General features: G+C 62.0%; 39 protein-coding genes and 2 pseudogenes. 32 read left to right on the forward strand and 9 right to left on the reverse strand.

The window, feature by feature from the left end; all coding sequences use genetic code 11:
- The 28 genes and pseudogenes from CO656_RS30000 to rplQ all read left to right on the forward strand — a co-directional run.
- A pseudogene (locus tag CO656_RS30000) lies at positions 1-74 on the forward strand (elongation factor Tu); the annotation flags it as partial.
- Between the two features lie 146 nt (positions 75-220).
- Positions 221-529, forward strand: coding sequence for a 30S ribosomal protein S10 (gene rpsJ / locus CO656_RS28080; protein ID WP_003507767.1), 309 nt, complete (start codon positions 221-223; stop codon positions 527-529).
- A 123-nt stretch (positions 530-652) separates the two neighbouring features.
- Complete coding sequence (gene rplC / locus CO656_RS28085; RefSeq protein WP_037383028.1) at positions 653-1,339, forward strand: 50S ribosomal protein L3; 687 nt, start codon at positions 653-655, stop codon at positions 1,337-1,339.
- Between the two features lie 12 nt (positions 1,340-1,351).
- The gene (gene rplD, locus CO656_RS28090; RefSeq protein WP_097527981.1) at positions 1,352-1,972 is read left to right on the forward strand and encodes a 50S ribosomal protein L4; all 621 of its coding nucleotides are present in this window, start codon (positions 1,352-1,354) and stop codon (positions 1,970-1,972) included.
- Complete coding sequence (locus tag CO656_RS28095) at positions 1,969-2,262, forward strand: 50S ribosomal protein L23 (protein WP_012707756.1); 294 nt, start codon at positions 1,969-1,971, stop codon at positions 2,260-2,262. Before rplD ends, CO656_RS28095 begins: the two co-directional genes overlap by 4 nt.
- 43 nt (positions 2,263-2,305) lie before the next feature.
- The gene (gene rplB / locus CO656_RS28100; protein WP_018239487.1) at positions 2,306-3,142 is read left to right on the forward strand and encodes a 50S ribosomal protein L2; all 837 of its coding nucleotides are present in this window, start codon (positions 2,306-2,308) and stop codon (positions 3,140-3,142) included.
- Positions 3,143-3,157: 15 nt separating this feature from the next.
- Positions 3,158-3,436 carry a 30S ribosomal protein S19 gene (gene rpsS / locus CO656_RS28105; protein ID WP_018239488.1) on the forward strand — a complete coding sequence of 93 codons (279 nt, stop codon included), beginning with the start codon at positions 3,158-3,160 and terminating at the stop codon, positions 3,434-3,436.
- 2 nt (positions 3,437-3,438) lie between these two features.
- Positions 3,439-3,828 (forward strand): 50S ribosomal protein L22, encoded by a 390-nt coding sequence (gene rplV, locus CO656_RS28110; protein ID WP_012707758.1) that lies wholly within the window; start codon positions 3,439-3,441, stop codon positions 3,826-3,828.
- A complete protein-coding gene (gene rpsC / locus CO656_RS28115; RefSeq protein WP_037426884.1) occupies positions 3,828-4,541 on the forward strand; it encodes a 30S ribosomal protein S3 in 714 nt (237 codons plus the stop codon). The genes rplV and rpsC overlap by 1 nt, the downstream gene beginning before the upstream one ends.
- A 38-nt stretch (positions 4,542-4,579) precedes the next feature.
- Positions 4,580-4,993, forward strand: a complete 414-nt coding sequence (gene rplP, locus CO656_RS28120) for a 50S ribosomal protein L16 (protein ID WP_003536531.1) — start codon at positions 4,580-4,582, stop codon at positions 4,991-4,993.
- Between the two features lie 12 nt (positions 4,994-5,005).
- Positions 5,006-5,206: a 50S ribosomal protein L29 gene (rpmC, locus tag CO656_RS28125; protein ID WP_011975176.1), complete on the forward strand. Its 201-nt coding sequence runs from the start codon at positions 5,006-5,008 to the stop codon at positions 5,204-5,206.
- Between the two features lie 12 nt (positions 5,207-5,218).
- Complete coding sequence (rpsQ, locus tag CO656_RS28130) at positions 5,219-5,455, forward strand: 30S ribosomal protein S17 (RefSeq protein WP_018239490.1); 237 nt, start codon at positions 5,219-5,221, stop codon at positions 5,453-5,455.
- Between the two features lie 178 nt (positions 5,456-5,633).
- Positions 5,634-6,002 carry a 50S ribosomal protein L14 gene (gene rplN, locus CO656_RS28135; protein ID WP_037426895.1) on the forward strand — a complete coding sequence of 123 codons (369 nt, stop codon included), beginning with the start codon at positions 5,634-5,636 and terminating at the stop codon, positions 6,000-6,002.
- Positions 6,003-6,016: 14 nt separating this feature from the next.
- Positions 6,017-6,328, forward strand: a complete 312-nt coding sequence (rplX, locus tag CO656_RS28140; protein WP_018239491.1) for a 50S ribosomal protein L24 — start codon at positions 6,017-6,019, stop codon at positions 6,326-6,328.
- Positions 6,321-6,878, forward strand: a complete 558-nt coding sequence (gene rplE / locus CO656_RS28145) for a 50S ribosomal protein L5 (RefSeq protein WP_018239492.1) — start codon at positions 6,321-6,323, stop codon at positions 6,876-6,878. Before rplX ends, rplE begins: the two co-directional genes overlap by 8 nt.
- Positions 6,879-6,912: 34 nt before the next feature.
- Positions 6,913-7,218 (forward strand): 30S ribosomal protein S14, encoded by a 306-nt coding sequence (rpsN, locus tag CO656_RS28150; RefSeq protein WP_012707764.1) that lies wholly within the window; start codon positions 6,913-6,915, stop codon positions 7,216-7,218.
- A 12-nt stretch (positions 7,219-7,230) separates the two neighbouring features.
- Complete coding sequence (gene rpsH / locus CO656_RS28155) at positions 7,231-7,629, forward strand: 30S ribosomal protein S8 (RefSeq protein ID WP_037426899.1); 399 nt, start codon at positions 7,231-7,233, stop codon at positions 7,627-7,629.
- Positions 7,630-7,669: 40 nt separating this feature from the next.
- Entirely contained in the window at positions 7,670-8,203 is a 534-nt protein-coding gene (gene rplF, locus CO656_RS28160) for a 50S ribosomal protein L6 (protein WP_037426902.1), read from the forward strand.
- A gap of 12 nt (positions 8,204-8,215) precedes the next feature.
- Positions 8,216-8,578, forward strand: a complete 363-nt coding sequence (gene rplR, locus CO656_RS28165) for a 50S ribosomal protein L18 (protein ID WP_018239495.1) — start codon at positions 8,216-8,218, stop codon at positions 8,576-8,578.
- 125 nt (positions 8,579-8,703) lie between these two features.
- Positions 8,704-9,273 (forward strand): 30S ribosomal protein S5, encoded by a 570-nt coding sequence (gene rpsE / locus CO656_RS28170; protein WP_037426905.1) that lies wholly within the window; start codon positions 8,704-8,706, stop codon positions 9,271-9,273.
- A gap of 12 nt (positions 9,274-9,285) precedes the next feature.
- On the forward strand, positions 9,286-9,489 hold the full coding sequence (gene rpmD, locus CO656_RS28175) for a 50S ribosomal protein L30 (protein WP_026617379.1): 204 nt from the start codon (positions 9,286-9,288) through the stop codon (positions 9,487-9,489).
- 13 nt (positions 9,490-9,502) lie between these two features.
- Positions 9,503-9,976: a 50S ribosomal protein L15 gene (gene rplO, locus CO656_RS28180; RefSeq protein WP_037426907.1), complete on the forward strand. Its 474-nt coding sequence runs from the start codon at positions 9,503-9,505 to the stop codon at positions 9,974-9,976.
- 237 nt (positions 9,977-10,213) lie between these two features.
- Positions 10,214-11,554: a preprotein translocase subunit SecY gene (gene secY / locus CO656_RS28185; protein ID WP_037426908.1), complete on the forward strand. Its 1,341-nt coding sequence runs from the start codon at positions 10,214-10,216 to the stop codon at positions 11,552-11,554.
- Positions 11,551-12,129 (forward strand): adenylate kinase, encoded by a 579-nt coding sequence (locus CO656_RS28190; RefSeq protein WP_037426911.1) that lies wholly within the window; start codon positions 11,551-11,553, stop codon positions 12,127-12,129. The genes secY and CO656_RS28190 overlap by 4 nt, the downstream gene beginning before the upstream one ends.
- A gap of 231 nt (positions 12,130-12,360) precedes the next feature.
- Positions 12,361-12,729 carry a 30S ribosomal protein S13 gene (gene rpsM / locus CO656_RS28195; protein WP_026617375.1) on the forward strand — a complete coding sequence of 123 codons (369 nt, stop codon included), beginning with the start codon at positions 12,361-12,363 and terminating at the stop codon, positions 12,727-12,729.
- Positions 12,730-12,958: 229 nt separating this feature from the next.
- The gene (gene rpsK, locus CO656_RS28200) at positions 12,959-13,348 is read left to right on the forward strand and encodes a 30S ribosomal protein S11 (protein WP_003536496.1); all 390 of its coding nucleotides are present in this window, start codon (positions 12,959-12,961) and stop codon (positions 13,346-13,348) included.
- 103 nt (positions 13,349-13,451) lie between these two features.
- Positions 13,452-14,462 carry a DNA-directed RNA polymerase subunit alpha gene (locus CO656_RS28205; protein ID WP_012707773.1) on the forward strand — a complete coding sequence of 337 codons (1,011 nt, stop codon included), beginning with the start codon at positions 13,452-13,454 and terminating at the stop codon, positions 14,460-14,462.
- A gap of 45 nt (positions 14,463-14,507) precedes the next feature.
- Entirely contained in the window at positions 14,508-14,933 is a 426-nt protein-coding gene (gene rplQ, locus CO656_RS28210; RefSeq protein ID WP_097527982.1) for a 50S ribosomal protein L17, read from the forward strand.
- A gap of 43 nt (positions 14,934-14,976) precedes the next feature.
- Here the strand turns inward: rplQ and msrQ are convergent, their stop codons facing one another.
- Positions 14,977-15,639, reverse strand: a complete 663-nt coding sequence (gene msrQ / locus CO656_RS28215) for a protein-methionine-sulfoxide reductase heme-binding subunit MsrQ (protein ID WP_097527983.1) — start codon at positions 15,637-15,639, stop codon at positions 14,977-14,979.
- Between the two features lie 2 nt (positions 15,640-15,641).
- Positions 15,642-16,580, reverse strand: coding sequence for a protein-methionine-sulfoxide reductase catalytic subunit MsrP (gene msrP, locus CO656_RS28220; protein ID WP_097527984.1), 939 nt, complete (start codon positions 16,578-16,580; stop codon positions 15,642-15,644).
- 266 nt (positions 16,581-16,846) lie between these two features.
- Between msrP and CO656_RS28225 the strand changes: the two genes are divergently transcribed.
- From CO656_RS28225 to sugE, 3 genes are all read left to right on the forward strand, one after another.
- Positions 16,847-18,235: a DegQ family serine endoprotease gene (locus tag CO656_RS28225; RefSeq protein ID WP_097527985.1), complete on the forward strand. Its 1,389-nt coding sequence runs from the start codon at positions 16,847-16,849 to the stop codon at positions 18,233-18,235.
- Positions 18,232-19,542: a replication-associated recombination protein A gene (locus tag CO656_RS28230; RefSeq protein ID WP_037426926.1), complete on the forward strand. Its 1,311-nt coding sequence runs from the start codon at positions 18,232-18,234 to the stop codon at positions 19,540-19,542. Before CO656_RS28225 ends, CO656_RS28230 begins: the two co-directional genes overlap by 4 nt.
- A gap of 161 nt (positions 19,543-19,703) precedes the next feature.
- A complete protein-coding gene (gene sugE, locus CO656_RS28235; protein WP_097527986.1) occupies positions 19,704-20,018 on the forward strand; it encodes a quaternary ammonium compound efflux SMR transporter SugE in 315 nt (104 codons plus the stop codon).
- Positions 20,019-20,060: 42 nt separating this feature from the next.
- On the opposite strand, the gene CO656_RS28240 is transcribed toward sugE, so the two are convergent.
- From CO656_RS28240 to CO656_RS28250, 3 genes are read right to left on the reverse strand one after another with little or no spacing between them, the layout of a single operon-like run.
- Positions 20,061-20,846 carry an ATP12 family chaperone protein gene (locus CO656_RS28240; RefSeq protein WP_097527987.1) on the reverse strand — a complete coding sequence of 262 codons (786 nt, stop codon included), beginning with the start codon at positions 20,844-20,846 and terminating at the stop codon, positions 20,061-20,063.
- Positions 20,839-21,504: an HAD-IA family hydrolase gene (locus tag CO656_RS28245; protein ID WP_097527988.1), complete on the reverse strand. Its 666-nt coding sequence runs from the start codon at positions 21,502-21,504 to the stop codon at positions 20,839-20,841. The genes CO656_RS28240 and CO656_RS28245 overlap by 8 nt, the downstream gene beginning before the upstream one ends.
- Positions 21,504-22,496 (reverse strand): RluA family pseudouridine synthase, encoded by a 993-nt coding sequence (locus CO656_RS28250; protein ID WP_037426937.1) that lies wholly within the window; start codon positions 22,494-22,496, stop codon positions 21,504-21,506. Before CO656_RS28250 ends, CO656_RS28245 begins: the two co-directional genes overlap by 1 nt.
- Before the next feature lie 147 nt (positions 22,497-22,643).
- On the opposite strand from CO656_RS28250, the gene CO656_RS28255 reads away from it, so the two are divergent.
- Positions 22,644-22,955, forward strand: coding sequence for a DUF1883 domain-containing protein (locus tag CO656_RS28255; protein WP_097527989.1), 312 nt, complete (start codon positions 22,644-22,646; stop codon positions 22,953-22,955).
- Between the two features lie 6 nt (positions 22,956-22,961).
- On the opposite strand, the gene fghA is transcribed toward CO656_RS28255, so the two are convergent.
- The 4 genes and pseudogenes from fghA to CO656_RS28275 form a co-directional block, all read right to left on the reverse strand.
- Positions 22,962-23,795, reverse strand: a complete 834-nt coding sequence (gene fghA / locus CO656_RS28260) for an S-formylglutathione hydrolase (protein WP_037426943.1) — start codon at positions 23,793-23,795, stop codon at positions 22,962-22,964.
- A gap of 16 nt (positions 23,796-23,811) precedes the next feature.
- On the reverse strand, positions 23,812-24,468 hold the full coding sequence (locus CO656_RS28265) for a DUF1345 domain-containing protein (RefSeq protein WP_097527990.1): 657 nt from the start codon (positions 24,466-24,468) through the stop codon (positions 23,812-23,814).
- Between the two features lie 27 nt (positions 24,469-24,495).
- The gene (locus tag CO656_RS28270) at positions 24,496-24,936 is read right to left on the reverse strand and encodes a YaiI/YqxD family protein (protein ID WP_097527991.1); all 441 of its coding nucleotides are present in this window, start codon (positions 24,934-24,936) and stop codon (positions 24,496-24,498) included.
- 76 nt (positions 24,937-25,012) lie between these two features.
- A pseudogene (locus tag CO656_RS28275) lies at positions 25,013-25,219 on the reverse strand (S-(hydroxymethyl)glutathione dehydrogenase); the annotation flags it as partial.

The raw sequence follows: 25,219 nt of genomic DNA on the forward strand, positions 1-25,219 counted from the left end.
AGAAGCTGCGCTTCGCTATCCGTGAAGGCGGCCGCACCGTCGGCGCCGGCATCGTCGCCTCCATCGTCGAGTAACGACAAAACGGCTTGAGCCGTTTCGGCAGGGACATGGTCGCCCGTGTCCCTGCGATTTTTGAAAGAAGCGGCTAAGCGAACGAATTCAGAAGTTTGAGTGTGTGCCGTCGAAAGGCACACGGGAAACACGAGCAAGGACAAGTCGAATGAACGGCCAGAATATCCGCATCCGCCTCAAGGCGTTTGATCACCGGATCCTCGATGCCTCCACGCGCGAAATCGTGTCGACGGCCAAGCGCACCGGTGCGAGTGTGCGCGGGCCCGTGCCGCTTCCGACCCGGATTGAGAAATTCACGGTCAACCGGTCGCCGCACGTCGACAAGAAGAGCCGCGAACAGTTCGAGATGCGCACGCACAAGCGTCTTCTCGATATCGTTGATCCGACCCCGCAGACGGTTGATGCGCTGATGAAGCTCGATCTGGCCGCCGGCGTCGACGTCGAGATCAAGCTTTAAGAATCCCGGCGCAAGCCGAAATAACAAGGAAGGTACGTGGAGTTTCTCCAACGGCTTCCAGGAACAGGAAACCGGAAGGTGCGGATGCACCGGACGGGAACCCTTAACAAGAGGCGTGAACCGATGCGTTCAGGTGTGATTGCACAGAAAGTGGGAATGACCCGCGTCTACAACGACGCCGGCGAGCATATCCCGGTAACAGTTTTGCGGCTGGAGAACTGCCAGGTAGTGGCCCACCGCACCGAAGAAAAGAACGGCTATACCGCAGTTCAGCTGGGTGCCGGCCGTTCCAAGGTGAAGAACACGACGAAGGCTCTGCGCGGCCATTTCGCCGCTGCGAGCGTCGAGCCGAAGGCGAAGCTCGTCGAATTCCGCGTCACCGCTGACAACCTGATCGACATTGGCGCCGAACTGACGGCCGGCCATTTCGTCGCTGGGCAGCTGGTCGACGTCACCGGTACCACGATCGGTAAGGGTTTCGCCGGCGCCATCAAGCGTCATAACTTCGGCGGTCTGCGCGCCACGCACGGTGTATCGGTATCGCACCGCTCGCATGGTTCGACCGGTTCCAACCAGGATCCGGGCCGCGTCTGGAAGGGCAAGCGCATGGCTGGTCACATGGGCCAGACGCGCGTCACCACGCAGAACCTCGAAGTCGTATCGACCGACGAAGATCGCGGCCTGATCCTGGTCAAGGGCGCCGTCCCCGGCTCCAAGGGCGCATGGATCGTCGTTCGCGACGCAATCAAGTCGGGCACTCCGGAAGGCGCACCGCGCCCGGCCGCTGTGCGCGCCGCAGAACAGAAGTAAGGGAGCCGAATAATGGATCTCACCGTCAAAACCCTCGAGGGCAAGGACGCGGGAAAGGTTTCCCTTTCTGACGCCATTTTCGGCCTCGAACCCCGTGAAGACATCATCGCCCGCGTCGTCCGCTGGCAGCTCGCCAAGCGCCAGCAGGGCACGCACAAGGCCAAGGGCCGCGCCGAAGTCGCGCGCACCGGCGCCAAGATGTACAAGCAGAAGGGTACGGGCCGCGCCCGCCACCACTCCGCACGTGCTCCGCAGTTCCGCGGCGGTGGCAAGGCTCACGGCCCGGTCGTGCGCAGCCATGAGCACGACCTGCCGAAGAAGGTCCGGGCGCTCGGCCTGCGCCACGCGCTGTCGGCCAAGCTCAAGGCAGAAGAGATCATCGTCCTCGACGATCTCGTCGCCAACGAAGCAAAGACGAAGGCGCTCGCCGGCGCATTCGCCTCGCTTGGCCTGATCAACGCTCTGATCATCGGCGGCGCCGAGATCGAGAACAACTTCAAGCTCGCAGCCCAGAACATCCCGAATGTGGACGTTCTGCCGGTCCAGGGCATCAACGTTTACGACATTCTGCGCCGTGGCAAGCTGGTGCTTTCCAAGGCTGCTGTGGAAGCTCTGGAGGAGCGGTTCAAATGACGGATCTTCGCCACTACGACGTGATCGTGTCTCCCTCGATCACCGAAAAGTCGACGCTGGTTTCCGAACAGAACCAGGTCGTCTTCAACGTCGCCAAGGGCGCTTCGAAGCCTGAGATCAAGGCTGCAGTCGAAGCCCTGTTCGGCGTCAAGGTCACGGCCGTCAACACGCTCGTCCGCAAGGGTAAGCTGAAGCGCTTCCGCGGTTTCGCCGGAAAGCAGAAGGACGTCAAGAAGGCGATCATCACGCTCGCCGAAGGTCAGTCCATCGACGTCTCGACCGGTCTCTAACGGATAGGCCCATTAGGGTAAAAACCCAAAAGGGAACAAGAAAATGGCATTGAAAAGTTTCAATCCGACGACGCCGAGCCAGCGCCAGCTGGTCATCGTGGACCGCGCCGGCCTCTACAAGGGCAAGCCGGTCAAGGCGCTGACCGAGGGCCTGTCCTCCAAGGGCGGTCGCAACAACCTGGGCCGCATCACCGTCCGCTTCCAGGGCGGCGGTCACAAGCGGTCCTACCGCCTTGTCGACTTTAAGCGTCGCAAGTTCGACGTCGAGGGCACGGTCGAGCGTCTGGAATACGACCCGAACCGCACCGCCTTCATCGCGCTCGTCAACTACGCCGACGGCGAACAGGCCTATATCCTGGCGCCGCAGCGTCTTGCCGCCGGCGACAAGGTCATCGCTTCGGACAAGGCTGTCGACGTCAAGCCCGGCAACACCATGCCGCTGCAGTTCATTCCGGTCGGCTCCATCATCCACAATGTGGAAATGAAGCCGGGCAAGGGCGGTCAGATCGCCCGCTCCGCCGGAACCTACGCGCAGCTCGTCGGCCGCGACCAGGGCATGGCGATCCTTCGCCTGAACTCGGGCGAACAGCGCCTGGTGCACGGCTCTTGCCTTGCATCGATCGGTGCTGTATCGAACCCCGATCACGGCAACATCAATGACGGTAAGGCTGGCCGTTCGCGTTGGCGCGGCAAGCGCCCGCACGTACGCGGCGTCGTCATGAACCCGGTTGACCACCCGCACGGCGGTGGTGAAGGCCGTACCTCGGGTGGCCGTCACCCGGTTACCCCGTGGGGCAAGCCCACGAAGGGCAAGCGTACGCGCTCCAACAAGTCGACCGACAAGTTCATCATGCGCTCGCGGCACCAGAAGAAGAAGTAAGAGAGGAAGTCTCGAATGACTCGTTCAGTATGGAAAGGTCCGTTCGTTGACGGCTATCTTCTCAAGAAGGCTGAGAAGGTCCGCGAAGGCGGTCGTAACGAAGTGATCAAGATTTGGAGCCGCCGCTCCACGATCCTTCCGCAGTTTGTCGGCCTTACCTTCGGCGTCTACAACGGCAGCAAGCACGTCCCGGTCAGCGTCAACGAAGACATGGTCGGACACAAGTTTGGTGAATTCTCTCCGACCCGGACCTACTACGGTCATGGTGCGGACAAGAAGGCAAAGAGGAAGTAACAATGGGCAAGGCAAAAGCCGAACGCCGGCTGAAGGATAATGAGGCGCAGGCCATTGCGCGCACGATCCGCGTCAGCCCCCAGAAGCTCAACCTCGTTGCCGCGCTGATCCGCGGCAAGAAGGTCGACCGCGCTCTGGCCGAACTCGAATTCTCCCGCAAGCGCATCGCAGGCACCGTCAAGAAGACGCTTGAATCCGCGATCGCGAATGCCGAGAACAACCACGACCTCGACGTTGATTCGCTCATCGTCGCGGAAGCTTACGTTGGCAAGTCGATCGTGATGAAGCGCTTCCACGCCCGTGGTCGCGGTCGTGCATCGCGCGTCGAAAAGCCGTTCTCGCACTTGACGATCGTTGTTCGTGAAGTGGAAGCCAAAGGGGAGGCCGCATAATGGGCCAGAAGATTAATCCGATCGGTTTCCGTCTCGGCATCAACCGGACCTGGGACAGCCGTTGGTTCGCGGACAACGCCGAATACGGCCAGCTCCTGCACGAAGACCTGAAGATCCGCGCCTATCTCATGGAAGAGCTGAAGGCCGCCGGTATCGCCAAGGTCGTGATCGAGCGTCCGCACAAGAAGTGCCGCGTGACGATCCACTCGGCTCGTCCGGGTCTGATCATCGGCAAGAAGGGCGCCGACATCGAAAAGCTGCGCAAGAAGCTTTCCGAGATGACCAATTCGGAAACGCACCTCAACATCGTCGAAGTGCGGAAGCCCGAAGTCGACGCAACGCTGGTCGCCCAATCGATCGCCCAGCAGCTCGAGCGCCGCGTGGCTTTCCGCCGCGCGATGAAGCGCGCCGTTCAGTCGGCGATGCGCCTCGGCGCCGAAGGCATCAAGATCACCTGCGCCGGCCGCCTCGGCGGGGCGGAAATCGCTCGTACCGAATGGTATCGCGAAGGCCGCGTTCCGCTGCACACGCTGCGCGCCGACATCGACTACGGCACGGCAGAAGCCGAAACCGCTTTCGGTATCTGCGGCGTCAAGGTCTGGATCTTCAAGGGTGAAATCCTCGAGCACGATCCGATGGCTTCCGAGCGCCGTGCAAGCGAGAGTGACAACCAGGGCGGTGGCGGTCGCGACCGTCGTCGTGAAAACGCGTAACATTCGCGCGTGGCAGCCAATATCGGAGAAGTAAAAAAATGTTGCAGCCAAAGCGTACGAAGTATCGCAAGCAGTTCAAGGGCCGCATCAAGGGCGTAGCCAAGGGCGGTTCTGATCTTGCCTTCGGCGAATTCGGCCTCAAGGCTCAGGAGCCGAACCGCGTCAATGCGCGCGAGATCGAAGCGGCCCGCCGCGCGATCACCCGCCACATGAAGCGCGCCGGCCGGGTCTGGATCCGCGTGTTCCCGGACGTGCCGGTCACCGCCAAGCCGACCGAAGTCCGCATGGGTAAGGGTAAGGGTTCGGTTGAATACTGGGCATGCAAGGTCAAGCCCGGCCGTATGATGTTCGAGATCGATGGTGTCAACGAAGAACTCGCCCGTGAGGCACTTCGTCTTGGCGCTGCCAAGCTCTCTGTCAAGACGCGCTTCGTGCAGCGTATCGCAGAGTAAGGAGTGAAGCTCATGAAAGCCGCAGATGTTCGCGCTCTGAGCGCCGATCAGCTCAAGGAAGAGCTCGCCAAGCTGAAGAAGGAGCAGTTCAACCTGCGCTTCCAGAAGGCTACCGGCCAGCTCGAGAAGTCTTCGCGTATTGACGAAGTCCGCAAGGACATCGCACGCATCAAAACCATTGCCCGCCAGAAGGCGGCAGAAGCCAAGGCCTAAGGACCACAAAAAATGCCGAAACGCATTCTGCAGGGCACCGTCGTCAGCGACAAGAACGACAAGACCGTCGTCGTCAGGGTCGAGCGCCGCTTTGCGCACCCGATCCTCCAGAAGACCGTTCGTCGTTCCAAGAAGTACAAGGCTCACGACGAGAACAACCAGTACAAGGTCGGTGACGTCGTTTCCATCGAGGAATGCGCGCCGATTTCGAAGGACAAGCGCTGGACGGTCGTCTCCGCCCAGGCTTGATTTCTGCAGGTTTTGCCCGTCAGACCCTTGCGTCCCAGGCAAATATCTGTATGAAGCACGCAATTGAAGCAGAGGAACGCTCGAGTTCGGGCGTTCTTTTGCTTTGAGATAAGCACAATAAGCCGGGCGAGGGGGTTTCGACCCAACCGGCCTGGTAACAACAAGAAGGCGACCTGACATGATTCAGATGCAAACAAACCTCGAGGTGGCGGATAATTCCGGCGCACGTCGTGTCATGTGCATCAAGGTGCTGGGCGGCTCCAAGCGCAAATACGCGTCGATCGGCGACATCATCGTCGTTTCGATCAAGGAAGCCATTCCGCGCGGCCGCGTGAAGAAGGGTGATGTCATGAAGGCAGTTGTCGTTCGCACCGCGAAGGACATCCGCCGTCCGGATGGCAGCGTCATCCGCTTCGACACCAACGCAGCCGTTCTTATCGATAACAAGAAAGAGCCGATCGGCACCCGTATCTTCGGACCGGTTCCGCGCGAACTTCGCGCCAAGAACCACATGAAGATCATCTCGCTGGCTCCGGAAGTACTCTAAGGGAGCGTTGAGAGATGCAAAAGATTCGCAAAGGCGACAAGGTCGTCGTACTCACCGGTAAGGACAAGGGCCGTTCCGGCGAAGTCATCCAGGTCATGCCGAAGGAAGACAAGGCTGTCGTGCGTGGCGTCAATATGGTGAAGCGTCACCAGCGCCAGACCCAGAGCCAGGAAGCCGGCATCATCAACAAGGAAGCCCCGATCCACCTTTCGAACATCGCGGTCGCCGATCCGAAGGACGGCAAGCCGACCCGCGTCGGTTTCAAGATCGATGGTGACAAGAAGGTCCGCGTGGCCAAGCGTTCGGGAGAAGTGATCGATGGCTAAGACCGCTTATGAGCCGCGGCTCAAGAAGGAATATGTGGAGCGCATCCGCAAGGCGATGCAGGAGAAGTTCTCCTACGCCAACGAAATGCAGATCCCGCGTCTCGACAAGATCGTCATCAACATGGGTGTTGGCGAAGCGACCGGCGATTCCAAGAAGCCGTCCGTTGCTGCTGCCGACCTCGCTGCGATTGCCGGCCAGAAGCCGGTGATCACCCGCGCTCGCAACTCCATCGCTGGCTTCAAGCTGCGCGAAGGCATGCCGATTGGTGCCAAGGTTACCCTGCGCGGCGTTCGGATGTATGAGTTCCTGGATCGTCTCGTGAACATCGCTCTTCCGCGTGTTCGCGACTTCCGCGGTCTCAATCCGAAGTCCTTCGATGGTCGTGGCAACTTCGCCATGGGCGTCAAGGAGCACATTGTGTTCCCTGAGATCAACTACGACAAGGTTGATCAGATGTGGGGCATGGACATCATCGTTTGCACGACGGCAACTAACGACGACGAAGCGCGCGCTCTGCTTGCAGAGTTCAACTTCCCGTTCCGTCAGTAATCCGTAACGACAAGCGTAAAGAAGGATAACTGTTATGGCGAAAACGAGCGCAGTTGAAAAGAACAAGCGCCGCCGCAAACTGGTTGCCGGACAAGCCGCGAAGCGTGCGGCCCTCAAGGCAATCATCATGAACCAGTCTTTGTCGATCGAAGAGCGGTTCAAGGCCACCCTCAAGCTGGCAGAACTGCCCCGGGATGGGTCGAAGACCCGCATCCGCAACCGTTGCGAAGTGACCGGCCGTCCGCGCGCCTACTATCGCAAGCTTCGCATGTCGCGTATCGCGCTTCGCGAACTGGGCAATCTCGGCAAGGTGCCGGGCATCGTCAAGTCGAGCTGGTAAGGAGACGGGTACATGGCAATGACTGATCCTTTGGGCGATATGCTCACCCGTATCCGCAACGGCGCCGCTCGCCGCAAGTCGAGCGTGTCCACGCCGGCTTCCAAGCTTCGCGCGCGCGTTCTGGATGTCCTTCAGGCCGAAGGCTATATCCGCGGATATTCTGAAGTCGAGTTTGGCAACGGCAAGGCCGAGCTGAACATCGAACTGAAATACTACGAAGGCGCCTCCGTGATCCGTGAGATCTCGCGCGTCTCCAAGCCGGGCCGCCGGGTTTATGTCTCGGTCAAGTCCATTCCGCAGGTCGCGAACGGCCTCGGCATCACCATCCTTTCGACACCGAAGGGCGTGATGGCCGATCACCAGGCACGCGAACAGAATGTTGGTGGCGAGATTCTTTGCTCGGTCTTCTAAGACCGGGCAGGATCTCCATAGCGAACAGACAGGTATAACAATGTCTCGTATCGGTAAGAAGCCCGTTCAGGTTCCGGCAGGCGTCACGGCTAACGTCGATGGCCAGAAGGTAACGGCAAAGGGCCCGAAGGGCGAACTGTTCTTCGTCGCAAACGACGAAGTTTCGGTGAAGCTCGAAAACAATGCGGTTGTCGTTCAGCCGCTCAATGAAACCAAGGATGCTCGTGCAAAGTGGGGCATGTCCCGCACGATGATCGAGAACATCTTCAAGGGCGTAAAGGACGGTTACGAGCGCAAGCTCGAAATCAACGGCGTTGGCTACCGCGCGTCGATGCAGGGCAGGAACCTGCAGCTGGCGCTCGGCTTCAGCCATGACGTCGTCTACCAGACGCCGGAAGGCATCACGATCGCTGTGCCGAAGCCGACGGAAATCGTCGTTTCGGGCATCAACAAGCAGCAGGTCGGCCAGGTAGCCGCGGAAATCCGCGAATACCGCGGCCCCGAGCCCTACAAGGGCAAGGGTGTCAAGTATGCCGAAGAGCGGATCGTCCGCAAAGAAGGCAAGAAGAAGTAAGGATCACGCGAAATGGCTAGCAGGAAAGATACTCTTGTGCGTCGCGCCAGCCGCGTGCGCCGTCAAATCAAGGCGGTCGCCAATGGCCGCCCGCGCCTGTCGGTTCATCGCTCGTCGAAGAACATCTATGCGCAGATCATCGATGACGTTGCCGGCAAGACGCTTGCCGCTGCCTCGACCCTCGAGGCAGATCTCAAGTCGTCATTGAAGACCGGCGCCGACACGGCGGCAGCTGCAGCCGTCGGCAAGCTCCTTGCCGAACGCGCTTCCAAGGCAGGCGTCAAGGACGTTGTCTTTGATCGCGGCGCCTTCATCTACCACGGCCGCGTCAAGGCGCTGGCCGAGGCAGCTCGCGAAGGCGGCCTGAACTTCTAAGGTTCGCCGCCCGGGCAGAGATGTCCGGGCGGATCCGCCTCGCAATTACCCGGTCGCTTCGGCTCGTCCGAGGCGACTTTCGTCAATCTGCCGATTGCACCCGGAAAAGAAAAAGGAAGAGGACAATGGCACAAGAAAGAAGAGGTTCTCGCGAAGATCGCCAGAACCGCGAAGAGCGCGACAGCGAATTTGTCGATAAGCTCGTCGCAATCAACCGCGTCGCCAAGGTGGTGAAGGGCGGTCGTCGTTTCGGTTTCGCCGCTCTCGTCGTCGTTGGCGACCAGAAGGGCCGCGTCGGCTTCGGCCATGGCAAGGCACGCGAAGTGCCGGAGGCCATCCGCAAGGCGACGGAAGCCGCCAAGCGCGACCTGATCTTCGTACCGCTGCGCGGCGGCCGCACGCTGCATCACGACGTTAACGGCCGCCACGGCGCCGGCAAGGTGCTGCTGCGCTCGGCCAAGCCCGGTACCGGTATCATAGCCGGTGGCCCGATGCGCGCCGTCTTCGAAACGCTCGGCGTTCACGACGTCGTTGCCAAGTCGACCGGTTCGTCGAACCCCTACAACATGGTTCGCGCCACCTTCGACGCGCTCAAGAACCAGATGCACCCGAAGGACATCGCGGCACAGCGCGGCATGAAGTACGCCACGCTCCAGGCCCGTCGCGTTGCCGCCGGCGCTGCTTCCGAAGAATGAGGGAGCTGACAGATGGCTAAGAAAGAAGTTGCCAAGAAGACGGTTACCGTCGAGCAGATTGGTAGCCCCATCCGCCGTCCCGCCGTACAGCGTCAGACGCTCATCGGTCTGGGCCTCAACAAGATGCACCGGGTTCGCACGCTGGAGGACACTCCGGCCGTTCGCGGCATGATCCGGGCCGTCCAGCACCTCGTTCGCGTCGTCGACGAGAAGTGAGGGGGATCGAGATATGAAACTGAATGAAATCAAAGACAACGAAGGCGCAACCAAGAGCCGCAAGCGTCTTGGCCGCGGTATCGGCTCCGGTTCCGGCAAGACCGCCGGCCGCGGCGTGAAGGGCCAGAAGGCCCGTTCCGGCGTGGCGATCAACGGCTTCGAAGGCGGTCAGATGCCCATCTACCGCCGTCTGCCGAAGCGCGGCTTCAACAACATCTTCGCTTCGGAGTTTGTTGTCGTGTCGCTCGGCCGTATCCAGACGGCAATCGATGCCAAAAAGCTCGACGCCTCGAAGATCGTCGATGCGGCTGCCCTGAAGGCGGCCGGCGTCATCCGTCGCGAGAAGGATGGCGTTCGTGTCCTCGCCGACGGCGAGCTGAAGGCGAAGATTTCGCTCGAAGTCGCAGGCGCTTCCAAGCCGGCCGTCGAGAAGATCGAAAAGGCCGGCGGCTCGGTGAAGCTGCTGGCAGCCGCCGCTGCGGAATAATATGACTGATGAACCGCCCGGGGTGCTTCACGCCGGGCGGTTTTGCTCCCATATGTGAGCCTCACGTCCGAGGGCGGCGAATCACTTGCCGCGAAGGGACACAACGGAAACCACGGTGAGGCATCCGATTGCAGCGACAATCGCCTCGCGCCCGGTTTTCATCGACGAAGACTTACTCTTGCCGGAACTGACCGGGTTTCTCCCGCTGTTTCCGAGACTTGGTACGCGGAGAATTGCATGGCTTCTGCAGCGGAACAGCTCGCCTCGAACCTGAATTTCTCGACTTTCGCGAAGGCGGAAGATCTGAAGAAACGGCTCTGGTTCACCCTCGGTGCGCTTCTGGTTTACCGTCTTGGCACCTATATCCCGCTGCCCGGCCTCAACCCGGCCGCGTTCGCCCAGGCCTTCCAGGGCCAGGCCGGCGGCATCCTCGGCCTCTTCAACATGTTCTCGGGGGGTGCAGTGGAGCGCATGGCGATCTTCGCGCTCGGCATCATGCCCTATATCTCCGCTTCGATCATCGTGCAGCTGATGACCTCGGTCGTCCCGGCGCTCGAACAGTTGAAGAAGGAAGGCGAGCAGGGCCGCAAGGTCATCAACCAGTATACCCGCTACGGCACCGTGCTGCTCGGCGCCTTGCAGGCCTACGGCATTGCCGTGGGTCTCGAGAGCGGTAGCGGCCTCGTCAACGATCCGGGCTGGTTCTTCCGGATTTCGACGGTGATTTCGCTGCTCGGTGGCACGATGTTCCTGATGTGGCTCGGCGAGCAGATCACCTCGCGCGGCATCGGCAACGGCATTTCGCTGATCATCTTCGCCGGCATCGTCGCCCATCTGCCGACGGCGCTTGCCGGAACCCTCGAGCTCGGCCGCACCGGCGCCCTCTCGACGCCGCTGATCCTGGCGATCATCGTCATGGTGGTTGCGGTCATTGCCCTAATCGTCTTCGTCGAGCGCGCCCAGCGCCGCTTGCTGATCCAGTATCCGAAGCGCCAGGTCGGCAACCGCATGTTCCAGGGCGACACGTCCCACCTGCCGCTGAAGCTCAACACCTCGGGCGTCATCCCGGCGATCTTCGCATCGTCGCTGCTGCTGCTGCCCGCAACGCTTGCCGGCTTCGCCAATGCCGCGACGCTGCCCGGCTGGGCGACCGCCATCGTCGGGGCGCTGGCGCACGGCCAGCCGCTCTACATGTTCTTCTACGGCGCGATGATTGCCTTCTTCGCTTTCTTCTACACCGCGATCGTCTTCAATCCGAAGGACACAGCCGATAACCTGAAGAAGCACGGTGGCTTCATTCCGGGGATTCGCCCCGGTGAGCGCACGGCCGAATACATCGACTACGTGCTGACACGTATCACTGTAGTCGGTGCGATTTACCTGATTTTCGTCTGCATTCTGCCCGAAATCCTCATTTCGCAGACTGGTGTGCCGTTCTACCTTGGTGGTACGTCGCTTTTGATTGTTGTCAGCGTCACCCTTGATACGGTAGCACAGATCCAGGGTCACCTCATTGCCCAGCAGTATGAGGGGCTGATCAAGAAGTCGAAGCTGCGCGGAGGAAAGAGGGGACGATGAGACTTATTTTTTTGGGACCGCCGGGCGCTGGCAAGGGTACGCAGGCCAAGCTTCTGACGGAGAAATACGGCATCCCGCAGCTTTCCACAGGGGACATGCTTCGGGCCGCCGTTGCCCAGGCGACCGAGGTCGGCAAGCGCGCGAAAGCGGTCATGGATGCCGGCCAGCTGGTCTCCGATGAGATCGTCAATGAAATCGTCTCCGACCGCATCGACGCTGCGGACTGCGCCAAGGGCTTCATCCTCGACGGCTATCCGCGCACGGTTCCGCAGGCGATTGCGCTCGACCGGATGCTTGAGAGCAAAGGCCTGAAACTGGATGCGGTCATCGAGTTGAAGGTCGACGAGGCAGCCCTTGTCCGGCGCATGGAGAATCGCGTGGCGGAAACCGTTGCCGCCGGTGGCACGGTGCGCTCCGACGACAATCCCGAGGCCTTCAAAAAGCGGCTGACGGAATACCGGGAAAAGACGGCTCCGCTTTCGGACCATTATGCCCGCACCGGTCAGTTGAAGACCGTGGACGGGATGGCGGACGTGGGAGCGGTCACCGCCGAGATCGACAAGATTCTGGCATAGGCTGCGCCTTTGCCAAAATGGAAGCGCCGGGGAGTTGACTTTTCCAGGTGATTCCTCCAAAGACAGCGTCAACTCGCGACATGCGAAGCGATCGGCGCGGTCTTCAAAACAAGGAAGTCCGGGTACGGTCGTTTTTGACGTGTCTCGAACCTCAATCAACGTGCGGCTCTTCGAGGTCGCGTAACGAAGCACCTATTGCCGGATGGCAACTGGAACGCAAGGAGAATAGACGTGGCACGTATCGCTGGCGTCAACATCCCGACGGCAAAGCGCGTCGTCATCGCGCTGACCTATATTCATGGGATCGGACCGAAATTCGCGAAGGAGATCACCGAGAAGGTCGGCATCCCGGCTGACCGCCGCGTGCACCAGCTGACGGACGCCGAAGTCCTTCAGATCCGTGAGACCATCGACCGCGATTACCAGGTCGAGGGTGACCTGCGTCGCGAAACGGCGATGAACATCAAGCGCCTGATGGACCTTGGCTGCTACCGCGGCCTGCGTCATCGTCGCGGCCTGCCGGTGCGCGGCCAGCGTACGCACACCAATGCCCGTACCCGCAAGGGTCCGGCAAAGGCGATCGCCGGCAAGAAGAAGTAATTTCCCGAAAAGGGAAAGCGGGAGGCTGGCGTCCGCGCCGGCCTCCTTTTGCAGTTTGGGAAGGGCGATTTGTCCGACCTGTGCCGGACCGCTCGGTTCGGCGAAAACGTATGCGGAGCCGGCGTGCCGGTTCTGTGAAAATCGAAGTTGCAGGGCAGGGGACGACCAATCCTTTTCCCGGTGGAGCCGCTGGAATTACGGCGGTGCAGAGATCTAAGAAAGGGATCCTATGGCCAAGGAAGCCACCCGCGTTCGCCGCCGCGAGCGCAAGAACATCACGTCTGGCGTCGCGCACGTCAATTCGTCGTTCAACAACACGATGATCACCATCACCGACGCGCAGGGCAATGCAATCGCCTGGTCGTCCGCCGGTGCGAAGGGCTTCAAGGGTTCGCGCAAGTCGACCCCGTTTGCCGCTCAGATCGCCGCCGAAGACTGCGCCAAGAAGGCTCAGGAACACGGCATGAAGTCGCTGGAAGTGGAAGTTTGCGGACCGGGTTCCGGCCGTGAATCTGCCCTTCGCGCGCTGCAGGCCGCGGGGTTCATGATCACGTCGATCCGCGACGTGACGCCGATCCCGCACAATGGCTGCCGTCCGCGCAAGAAGCGCCGCGTCTGATCATTTGTATTCAAGATTCCGGTGAGGACGCGGATGCGTTCTCCCGGTCTTCGGGGCTCGGTTGCCACGATTGGATGGTGGCAACGAACGGAAGGCAGAAAACATGATCCAGAAAAATTGGCAGGAACTGATCAAGCCGAACAAGGTGGATTTCACCTCCTCCGGCCGCACCAAGGCAACGCTGGTGGCGGAACCGCTTGAGCGCGGCTTCGGTCTGACCCTCGGCAACGCGCTTCGTCGCGTGCTCTTGTCGTCGCTGCGCGGTGCGGCAGTCACCGCGGTGCAGATCGACGGCGTGCTGCACGAGTTCTCCTCCATCCCGGGCGTCCGGGAGGATGTGACGGACATCGTGCTCAACATCAAGGAAATCGCCATCAAGATGGATGGCGACGATTCCAAGCGCATGGTCGTGCGCAAGCAGGGCCCGGGCGTCGTGACGGCCGGTGACATCCAGACGGTTGGCGACATCGAGATCCTCAACCCGAACCATGTGATCTGCACCCTCGACGAGGGCGCGGAAATCCGCATGGAATTCACCGTCAACAATGGCAAGGGCTACGTGCCGGCTGAGCGTAACCGTTCGGAAGATGCGCCGATCGGTCTCATCCCGGTCGACAGCCTCTATTCGCCGGTCAAGAAAGTGTCCTACAAGGTTGAGAACACCCGCGAAGGTCAGGTTCTCGACTATGATAAGCTGACGATGTCGATCGAGACCGACGGCTCCGTCACCGGCGAGGACGCGATCGCCTTTGCCGCCCGCATTCTTCAGGACCAGCTGTCGGTCTTCGTCAACTTCGACGAGCCGCAGAAGGAAGCCGAGGAAGAAGCAGTCACCGAGCTCGCCTTCAACCCGGCGCTTCTCAAGAAGGTCGACGAACTGGAACTCTCCGTCCGTTCGGCCAACTGCCTGAAGAACGACAACATCGTCTATATCGGCGACCTCATTCAGAAGACCGAAGCGGAAATGCTCCGGACGCCGAACTTTGGTCGCAAGTCGCTCAACGAGATCAAGGAAGTTCTCGCTTCCATGGGCCTGCATCTCGGCATGGAAGTGCCGTCCTGGCCGCCGGAGAACATCGAAGATCTCGCCAAGCGTTACGAAGACCAGTATTAACCATTTAGACTGCGGGCGGATGCCTGCAAGTGAAGGAGAATAGCCATGCGCCACGGTAAAGCCGGCCGCAAGCTGAATAGAACCGCCAGCCACCGCAAGGCGATGTTCGCCAACATGGCAGCGTCGCTGATCGAGCACGAGCAGATCGTCACGACCCTGCCGAAGGCCAAGGAAATCCGCCCGATCGTCGAGAAGCTCGTCACGCTCGGCAAGCGCGGCGACCTGCATGCCCGCCGTCAGGCGATCTCGCAGATCCGCGACGTTGCTGTCGTCGCGAAGCTGTTCGACGCGATCGCATCGCGCTACGCCACCCGCAACGGCGGCTACCTGCGCATCATGAAGGCGGGCTTCCGCCAGGGCGACAATGCTCCGCTCGCCGTCATCGAATTCGTTGACCGCGATGTCGATGCCAAGGGCGCCAAGGATCGCGCTCGCGTCGCCGCCGAAGCGGAAGCAGCAGAAGCAGCCTGATAAAGGTAGCTTCCCAAACGATCTGAGGCGGCCGGGTGAGATTTCACCCGGCCGCTTTTTGCGTTGCAGGGTGAGGTCGTGTCCCTGCCGTCCGTTGCCGTTTCCACCGCAGGAACGGCGTTCGCACCGCCCGCCAGGCGAGCAAGAGCGTGACGAGGACGATGTAGAGCACTTGCTCCGGCCCTACGACCTTGACGGCCATGGCGAAATGCAGCGCGCCGGCCGCGGCGATCACATAGGCGAGCCGGTGAAGCTTGTTCCACCGCTGGCCGAGCTTGCGGATCGACCAATTGTTCGAGGTGAGCGCCAAGGGGATCAGCATGACCAGGGCCGCCATGCCGATGGTTATGAAGGGGCGGCGGGCGATGTCGGCGACGATGGCCGGGATGCGCAGCATCTGGTCGAGCAGCATGTAGGCGGTGAAGTGCATCAGCACGTAATAGAAGGCGAGCAGGCCGAGGGCGCGGCGGTATCTTAGCCAGTTGAGGCCGAAGAGATCGCGAAGCGGTGTGATCGTCAGCGTCGCCACAAGGAAACGCAGCGCCCACAGGCCAAGCAGGTGCTCGAATTCCTTGACGGCATTGCCAGGTAACCTGCCGGTTGCGCCGAGATGGAATGCCCATGCCGCGGGAATGAGGCCCAGCGCGTAGAGCGCCCAGACCGAGGGGCCGTGAAAGCGCTTGGGCAAGGCGGGTACGAAGGCCATGGTCAGAAGTTTACCCTGAGATCCATGCCGGAATACAGGCCCGCGACGTCGTCGGCATAGCCGTTGTAGGGGAGGGTGTCGCGGCGATTGGAGCCGAAGAAGCCGCCTTCGCCGATCCGGTTTTCCGTTGCCTGGCTCCAGCGCGGGTGATCGACCGCCGGGTTCACATTGGCATAGAAGCCGTACTCATCCGGTGCGGCAAGGTTCCAGGTGCAAGGCGGCGGCGTTTCGGAAAGCGAAATGCGGACGATCGACTTGATTCCCTTGAAACCGTATTTCCACGGGACCACCAGCCGTATTGGCGCGCCGTTCTGGTTCGGCAGCGTCTTGCCATAAAGGCCGACGGAGAGAATTGTCAGAGGGTGGCGTGCTTCATCGAGCCGCAAGCCCTCGCGATAGGGCCAGGGCAGCGGCTGGAAGTAACCGGATTGGCCGGGCATCTCCTCAGGCCGCACCACCGTTTCGAATGCAACGTACTTCGCGCTGCCGAGCGGTTCGACCTTGTCGAGGAGACTTGCCAGCGGAAAGCCGACCCAGGGGATCACCATCGACCAGGCTTCGACGCAGCGCATTCGGTAGGTACGCTCTTCAAGCGGAAGGGCCAGCAGTTCTTCGAGGCCGAACTCCCGCGGCTTGCCGACGAGGCCGTCGACCTTCACCCGCCAGGGTGCCGGCTTGAAGCCGCCCGAATTGGCGGCGGGGTCGCCCTTTCCCGTGCCGAACTCATAGAAATTATTGTAGGAGGTCACGTCCTTTTCGGGCGTTAAGGCCTCCTCGACCTTGTAACGACTGCTCGAAGCCTTGAGCTCTGCCGCCTCGGCCAGGCCGGCCCCGCCGAGAACGAGGCCACCTGCAGCGGCGAGAAAGCGGCGGCGATCGAGGAAGAAGGGCTCCGGGGTGATTTCGGACGCGGCGATCCGCGGCGGGCGGTAGGCGGGCATGGTGCTTCCTCGACAGGGATTGAAAGCTGATCTCGGCCAGATGACCAGAGATTCGATCACCGGAAAAGATGGGGGAGACCACGTTTTCGTGCACGGCGCGTGAGCGGGAAAAGCGCCGCGATGATTTCATGGCAAGGCCGCGGGAAAAAGTCTGAAAAAGCGGTTGAAATCGCGAGCGTGCGTCATCATCGAGCGGCAGCCTCGCGTTTGCCTTTTTTGTTGCGAAATCCTATCTGAACTAGCGGCAATGAAAGGGAGAATGCTTCATGATTTTTGGCCGTCGAGCCCTGCCGGCTCTTGTTTTTGCGATTGCCATGTCGACACCGGCCGTAGCGCAGGACGCCAGGACCGTCCCCCAATCCCACACGGAAATGCAGCTCTCCTTCGCGCCGCTGGTCAAGCAGACCGCGAATGCCGTGGTGAATGTCTATGCCGAGCGGGTCGTCGAGCGGCGATCGATCGATCCATTCTTCGAGGAGTTTTTCGGCCAGCGCATGCCGAACCGCACGGAGAAGCAATCGTCGCTCGGCTCCGGCGTAATCGTCCGCCGCGACGGCATCGTCGTTACCAACAATCACGTCATCGAGGGGGCCGACGACATCAAGGTGGCGCTCGCCGACGGGCGTGAGTATCCGTGCAAGATCGTCCTCAAGGACGACCGACTCGACCTCGCGGTCCTCAAGATCGAAGCAGATGGTCCTTTTGACGTCATCCCGATCGGTGATTCGGACGCAGTGGAGGTCGGCGACCTCGTGCTGGCGATGGGCAATCCGTTCGGGGTCGGGCAGACGGTGACGAGCGGCATCGTTTCGGCGCTTGCCCGCAACCAGATCTCCAACGGAGATTTCGGTTTCTTCATCCAGACCGACGCGGCGATCAATCCGGGCAACTCTGGCGGTGGACTGATCAACATGAAGGGTGAGCTGATCGGCATCAACACCGCGATCTTTTCGCGGGGCGGGGGATCGAACGGCGTGGGGTTCGCCATCCCCGCAAATCTGGTCAAGGTCTTCGTCGCCTCCGCGGAGGGCGGCGGCGGTTCCTTCGTCCGTCCCTTCGTCGGCGCGACTTTCGAGCCGGTTACCTCCGATGTCGCCGAGGCGCTCGGACTCGATCGTGCCCGCGGCGCCCTGGTGGCTGCCGTCCAGCCGGACGGACCGGCGGCAAATGCCGGCATGAAGCCGGGGCAGGTGGTGACGGCTGTAAACGGTATTTCGGTGGAGCATCCGGATGCCCTCGGCTACCGTTTGACGACCGTCGGCATCGGCCATGAAGCGCGCGTGACAGTGAGCGAACACGGCGAGGCGCACGACATCACCCTGAAGCTGGAGCAGGCGCCGGAAACCGCGCCGCGCGACGAACGGCTGATCGAGGGGCGGAACCCCTTTGCCGGCGCCGTCGTCGCCAATCTTTCGCCGCGCCTTGCGGATGAGCTGCGCATGCCGACGTCGCTCAAGGGGGTCGTCGTGACCGAGGTCAACCGCGGCTCGCCGGCGGCGCGCATTGGCCTCGAGCCGAAAGATATCGTACGCTCCGTCAATGGAACGCCGATCGACAACTCGAAAACGCTGGAAAGCGTCGTTGCCGAAGATGCCTCGTTCTGGCGCGTTGAGATCGAGCGCGACGGCCAGCTTATCAGACAGTTCTTCCGATGAGCGACCTCTTTTCCCCCGTTGAACCGCCGGAGATGGCCTCGGCAAGACCGCTGGCCGATCGGCTGCGGCCGCGCACGCTCGCCGAAGTGACCGGGCAGGAGCACTTGACGGGGGCGGACGGCGCCCTGACGCGGATGATCGCCTCTGGCTCGCTCGGTTCGATGATCTTCTGGGGACCGCCGGGCACCGGGAAGACCACCGTCGCCCGGCTGCTTTCGGGAGAGGCCGGTCTCGCCTTCGAGCAGATCTCGGCGATCTTTTCCGGCGTCGCCGACCTGAAGAAGGTTTTCGAGTCGGCGCGCGCCCGACGCATGTCGGGACGCCAGACCTTGCTCTTCGTCGATGAGATCCATCGCTTCAACCGCGCCCAGCAGGACAGTTTCCTACCGGTGATGGAAGACGGGACCGTCATTCTGGTCGGCGCCACCACGGAGAATCCGTCATTCGAGCTCAACGCCGCGCTCCTGTCGCGGGCGCGGGTGCTGACGTTTAAGCCGCATGACGAGGCGAGCCTCGAGGAACTCCTGAAGCGGGCGGAGCAAACGGAAGGTAGGCCGTTGCCGCTCGACGAGGACGCCCGGGCGAGCCTGATCCGCATGGCGGATGGTGACGGCCGGGCCGTGCTGACGCTGGCCGAGGAGGTGTGGCGGGCGGCGCGCAAGGACGAGATATTCGACGCCGAAGCGTTGCGGGAAATCGTCCAGCGCCGCGCGCCGGTTTACGACAAGGGCCAGGACGGCCACTACAATCTGATTTCGGCGCTCCACAAGTCGGTTCGCGGATCCGATCCGGATGCGGCGCTCTATTACCTCTGCCGGATGTTCGATGCGGGCGAGGATCCTTTGTATATCGGCAGGCGGCTGGTGCGCATGGCTGTCGAGGATATCGGCCTTGCCGATCCGCAGGCGCTGGTGATCTGCAACGCCGCCAAGGATGCCTATGACTATCTCGGTTCGCCCGAAGGGGAACTGGCGCTGGCGCAAGCCTGCGTCTATGTCGCCACCGCGCCGAAATCGAACGCCCTCTACACGGCCTACAAAGGGGCGATGCGCGCCGCCAAGGAAAACGGCTCGCTGCTGCCGCCGAAGCATATTCTCAACGCCCCGACCAAGCTCATGAAGGGGGAGGGCTACGGCGAGGGCTACCGTTACGATCATGACGAACCGGATGCCTTTTCCGGCCAGGACTATTTCCCCGAGAAAATGGGGCGCAGGATCTTCTATGATCCTCCGGAGAGGGGCTTCGAACGGGACATCCGCAAGCGGCTCGAATGGTGGGCGAAACTGCGCCGCGACCGGAACTCATGACGAGCCGTGCCGTCGGCGCAGAGCAGTTTTGCCGGCCAGCCGCTTGCTGCCCTCACCGCTTTGTGGCACAGAGATCCAAGTTGCAGACGGCTGCACGGGCGCGATCCTGATCGACCCGAACACCCGCGGGGACGGCCTCGCTCCAGATGAAGGAGCCTGACATGGCCTGGTTCACTCTGCTTCTCGCCGGACTTCTCGAAATCGGCTGGGCAATCGGCCTCAAATACACCGACGGATTTACCCGTCTGACGCCGACCGTGCTGACGGTCGGTTCGATGATCCTAAGCGTCGTCCTGCTTGGAATTGCCGTTCGCACACTGCCGCTCGGCACGGCTTACGCGGTCTGGACCGGCATCGGCACGATCGGCACGGTGGTGCTCGGCATCGTCCTCTTCGCCGAGCCGATGACCGTCGTACGCCTCGGCTGCATCGGCCTGATCGTCGCCGGCATCGCCGGCCTGAAGCTGGCGGCCTGATCCACCGTAAGACGCCTGCCGTAATGCCAGGCGCCTTGCCCCCTATTTCAACGTGTCGAGCACCGCAGTCGCCGCCTGCATTTCCTGCCAGCGGTTCTCGCGCCGTTGGAAGGCCTCTTCGTCGGTGCCCCAGTGCTCGATCTGCCAATCCTCGTCGACATGGGCGGCGCTCCAGGCCTCTTCTGCCGAGAGCCGGCCCATGCCGAAGGCAAGCGCAAGCAGTGCCGATCCGGTCAACGTGGTGATCGTGTGCAGGCAGGCGAGGCCGAGCGGCGTTGCGAAGGCGCGCAAGCCTTCCGCATAGGCGGAAATCGCCTCGTGCGGCTGATCCTGATGAATGACGCCCTCGGCAAGGATGAAGCGTGCGCCGAGCGAATGGGCGGCCCAATCGAGAACGGGGTTCCAAACGGCGTTCTGCCGTTCCACAAGTCCTGTCGGGCTGTCGGCGCGATAGCAGAGAAGGTCGGTGCCGGCGAACCGTACGATATCGTCGAAGACTGCGCGCTGGTCGACCGCCACGCCGTCGATGGCGGTGTTGACGATGCGGGTCAGCGGCATGGCCGAAGGGTCGATGATCTCCGCCTGTGCATCCCATTCGACGGCGAGCAGTTCGGCGAGCTTCGCCGTCGGGACGGCGAGCGGCCGCTTTGCCGGCGTGCGGACGGATCGCCCGTCGAGCAATACCGCGTGCCCGCCGCCCTCGGCCGCGGCGACGCCGACCGACTTGTAGAAACGTTTGGCAAGCGGCTTCTGCATCTGGATCTGGGCGCGGCGCACCGGATCCTCGTGGCTGAGCGCTCCGCTCAATTCGTCGCGAATATCAGGCATGGTTCAATTCCATCCATTCGATGATGTCTGCCGGTACCCGGGCGATGTGGTCGGCGCCCGCCTCGATCAGCGCCGGAACGCTGGCATAGCCCCAGGAAACACCGAGGGCGGCGGCCCCGGCCGCCTTCGCCATCTGCATATCGTAGATCGCATCGCCGATGACAATCGTATCCTTCGGATCGACGCCCGCCTCGGCACAGCATTCCATCACCATTGCCGGATGTGGCTTCGACGGGCAATCGTCCGCCGTTCGCGAGACGAAGAAAAGCTTGTCGAAGCCGTGGGTGGCGGCAATGTGCTGGAGCCCTCGCCGCGACTTTCCGGTGACTGCGCCGATCAACAGCTGCTCGCGGGCGGCCAAGGCTTGCACCATCTCGGCAATCCCGGGAAACAACGCTTCCTGATGGATCCGTTCGCCGCGCACCGAGCTGAAGATGCCCTTGTAATGGGTCGTCATCGCGGCGGCGCGCGGGTCGATGTGATCCTGGCCCAGCAACCGGGCGATGGCGATGTCGAGCGTCAGCCCGATGATTGCGCGCGTCGCCAAGGCCTCCGGCCGGGGAAGATCGAAGGCCTCGAAGGTGCGGCTCATGACCTCATGGATGAGGCCGGCGCTGTCGACCAGCGTTCCGTCGCAATCGAAGAGCACCAGCTTCATCAATCGTCCTCGCCGGCGGCGTTCTCGTCGAGGCCGAGCAAGTTCCAGCTCTGCACCATATGCGGCGGCAAGGGCGCCGTGATCTTCAGGCGTCCGCCATTCGGATGCGGGATGTCGATAAAGCGGGCATGCAGGTGTAGCCGGTTCTGGATGCCGCCGGGGAAGGTCCAGTTGATGTCAGCTTCGAAATATTTCGGGTCGCCGATGATGGGATGGCCGATATGGGCGGCGTGGACGCGCAGCTGATGCGTGCGGCCGGTATAGGGTTCCATTTCCAGCCAGGCGAGGTTCTGGCCGGCCTGCTCGATAATCCGATAGTAGGAAATAGCGTGGTCGGCGCCTTCGTCGCCATGCTTGGCGATCCGCATACGATCGCCGTCCGGCGTCTGTTCCTTGACGAGCCAGGTGGAGACGCGGTCCTCGCGCTTGCGCGGAACGCCCTTGACCAGGGACCAGTAGATCTTCCTGGTGTCGCGCTCACGAAAAGCGGCCGTCAGCTGCTGTGCCGCACCGCGCGTCCGGGCAATGACGAGCACGCCGGACGTGTCCCGGTCCAGCCGATGGACGAGGCGCGGCTTTTCGCCCTTCTGGTTCGTCCAGGCCTCGAGCATTTTGTCGATATGCCGGCTGACGCCGGAACCGCCCTGGACTGCCAAGCCCGCCGGCTTGTTGAGCACGATGACCTTGGCGTCCTCGTGCAGCACCATGCGCGACAGCAGCTCTCCGTCCGAGGAATGGCGCAGGTCCCGCCCGCCGATCGGGCCCGATTTGGTAACCTTCGCATCGACGCCAAGCGGCGGAACGCGGATCGTCTGGCCAGGCTGTACGCGCGTGTCGGATTTTGCCCGCGCGCCGTCAACGCGGATCTGGCCGGAACGAAGCAGCTTCTGCAACGGACCGAAGCCCAAGCCCGGATAATGCACCTTGAACCAGCGGTCGAGGCGCATGCCCGCCTCGTCACCGTCCACCTGTCTGTGTTCTATGCCTGCCATCTGCCGCGATCCGCTTCCAGTGTTTCAAGCAAAGGCTCTAGACCATTGCGGTCGTCAGGGCCAGTCCGGCGAGAGAACACGACACCATTCATTAAGCGCCCGCCGCTACTGTCGTAGCGATGTCTCATATAGGTCCGGTCGATTGTGATGGCGAAGCAAGCCCTGAACTTCACGCACTATGATCTCAAGGCCCAGCGCGCCGGGACGCGGGTCGAGATCACCCTGTCGGCCGTTGCCAATGTTCGCCTGATGACCGACGTCAATTTCACGCGCTACAAGGAAACGCTGAAGCATCAGTTCTTCGGCGGCGTAGCGCGGAAATCGCCTCTGCGGATGACGATTCCCGAGACCGCGCACTGGCACCTCGTTATCGACACCGAAGGCCATCACGGCCTTGCGGATTCGAGCGTACGGGTGATCGAGTCTGCCGGCCAGCCGCGATTCCAGCCGGCGTCATGACGGCGCTCAGCCGAGCCTTTCGGCGTGCCACCTCAGATGATCGTCCATGAAGGTCGAGATGAAATAATAGGAGTGGTCGTAGCGCTCGTGCATGCGAAGCGTGAGGCCGATGCCGGTGCCGTTGACCGCCTCCTCGAAGAGCCAAGGCCTCAGACCGTTTTCGAGGAAGCCGTCGGCCTTGCCCTGGTCGATGAGGAATTCCGGGAAGCGCGCCCCGTCCTCGACGAGAGCGCAGGCGTCGTATTTTCGCCAGGCGGCTTTGTCCGAGCCGAGATATTTCTCGAAGGCGCCGACGGACCAGTCGGCGGAAGAGGGGGCGACGATCGGGGCGAAGGCCGAGCAGCTCCTGAAGCGCTCGGGGTTCTTGAGCGCGATGGTCATCGCGCCATGGCCGCCCATCGAATGGCCGAAGATGCCTTGCCGGTCCATGTCGGCGCGAAACTGCTCGCGGATCAGGGCCGGCAGTTCCTCGGTGATGTAGCTGTACATCTGATAGTGCTCGGCCCAGGGCGCTTGCGTCGCATCGAGATAGAAGCCGGCGCCCTTGCCCATCTGCCAGTTCGTCAACTCGTCGGCGACGTCGGCACCGCGCGGGCTGGTATCCGGACAAACGACGATCAGACCGAGCTCCGAGGCCAGGCGGCGATATTCCCCCTTTTCCATGACATTGGCATGGGTGCAGGTGAGGCCGGAGAGATACCAAAGAACCGGGCGCGGTTCGCTGGTCGCCTGCGGCGGCACATAGACGGCAAAGGTCATTTCGCCCTTGCAGGCCTTGGAGTCATGGGCGAAGACGCCCTGCATGCCGCCGAAGGCGGTATTCTGCGAGATGATCTTCATGGAATGCTCCCTGTAGTCACGGAGTGCCGCCGGCAAGCTGTACCGCGGCATTGACCGCGGCTGCGACGAGCACCGTGTTGAAGAAGAACGAAACAATCGCATGCATTAGGTTGACGCGCCGCATCGCCGTCGTCGTGATGGCGACGTCGGAGGTCTGCGCGGTCATTCCGATGACGAAGGCGAAATAGAGGAAGTCATAGCCGCCCGGCGCGTTCGTCTCCGGAAAGGCAAGCCCGCGCGACGCCGGATGGCCGCCATCGGCGCGGCGGTTCGCGAGCCAGTAAAGATGCGCGTAATGCAGCGCCGCCATCGTGTGAATGGTAGCCCATCCAAGCGTGACCGAGGCGAAGGCAAGGATCAGTTCGGCTGCGCCGCCGTCATCGGCGCGATTGAGCGCGACGAACAGCGCGACCAGCGAGACTGCGGCGGCCAGGAGCGTCACAAGAAAGATGATCGGCTCCGGTTCGCCCGTGTCGCGCGCATTCGCCTCGAGATAGCTTCCGGTGAGTTTCGGCAGGCGGAAGGCCGTTATCGTCAAATAGATGCAGAAGAAGGCGATGGCGGCGATCTCGATCGCCTCTTCGCGAAATAAAGCATGCCCAAGCGGCGCACTGACAAGGGCACCGGCAAGCGCCAGGTAAAATGGCCAATGTCTCAGCCGATTTGATGTCATTCGCCACTCACGCTGCCGTTCCGCGCCTCACCTTTTGACGCGACGGCAGAGCCGGTCAAGAGTTTCGAGAAAGGCCGAGCGGTCTCGTGCGCTAAAAGAGGCGTTATAGCCCTTGCTTTCGCCCGTCTCCCGCAGGTGCGCACCAAGATCGCGCATCGCGGATGCCATGCCGATGTTCGTCTTGTCGAAGACGCGGCCGGTAGGGCCGGTGACGAGCGCGCCCGCGGTGACGCAGCGCCCGGCAAGCGGAACGTCGGCGGTGATGACGATGTCGCCTTCGCCCGCGTGCTCGGCGATCCAATTGTCCGCGGCGTCGAAGCCGGCCGACACGATGACGTTGTGCACCATCAGGTCACGCGACGGCCGCAGGCCGGAATTGGCGACGAGGGTAACTTCGAAGCCGTGGCGTTCTGCCACCTTGAGGATTTCCGCCTTCACTGGGCAGGCATCGGCATCGACATAGATCATGATTGCGATTCGCTGCAGCCGCGGAAAGCGCCGGATTTCAAGTGATTCCGGCGCTTGCCTGATTCTTGATGTAAACTCAGTAGAGCACGACCGAACGGATGCTCTCGCCCGAATGCATCAGGTCGAAGCCCCTGTTGATCTCGTCGAGCGGCATGGTGTGGGTGATCATCGGATCGATCTCGATCTTGCCCTCCATGTACCAGTCAACGATCTTCGGCACGTCGGTGCGGCCGCGGGCGCCGCCGAAGGCGGTGCCCATCCATTGGCGGCCGGTGACCAGCTG

This window comes from Sinorhizobium sp. FG01, assembly GCF_002531875.1.
In the GTDB taxonomy this organism is placed as follows: Bacteria; Pseudomonadota; Alphaproteobacteria; order Rhizobiales; family Rhizobiaceae; genus Sinorhizobium; species Sinorhizobium fredii_C.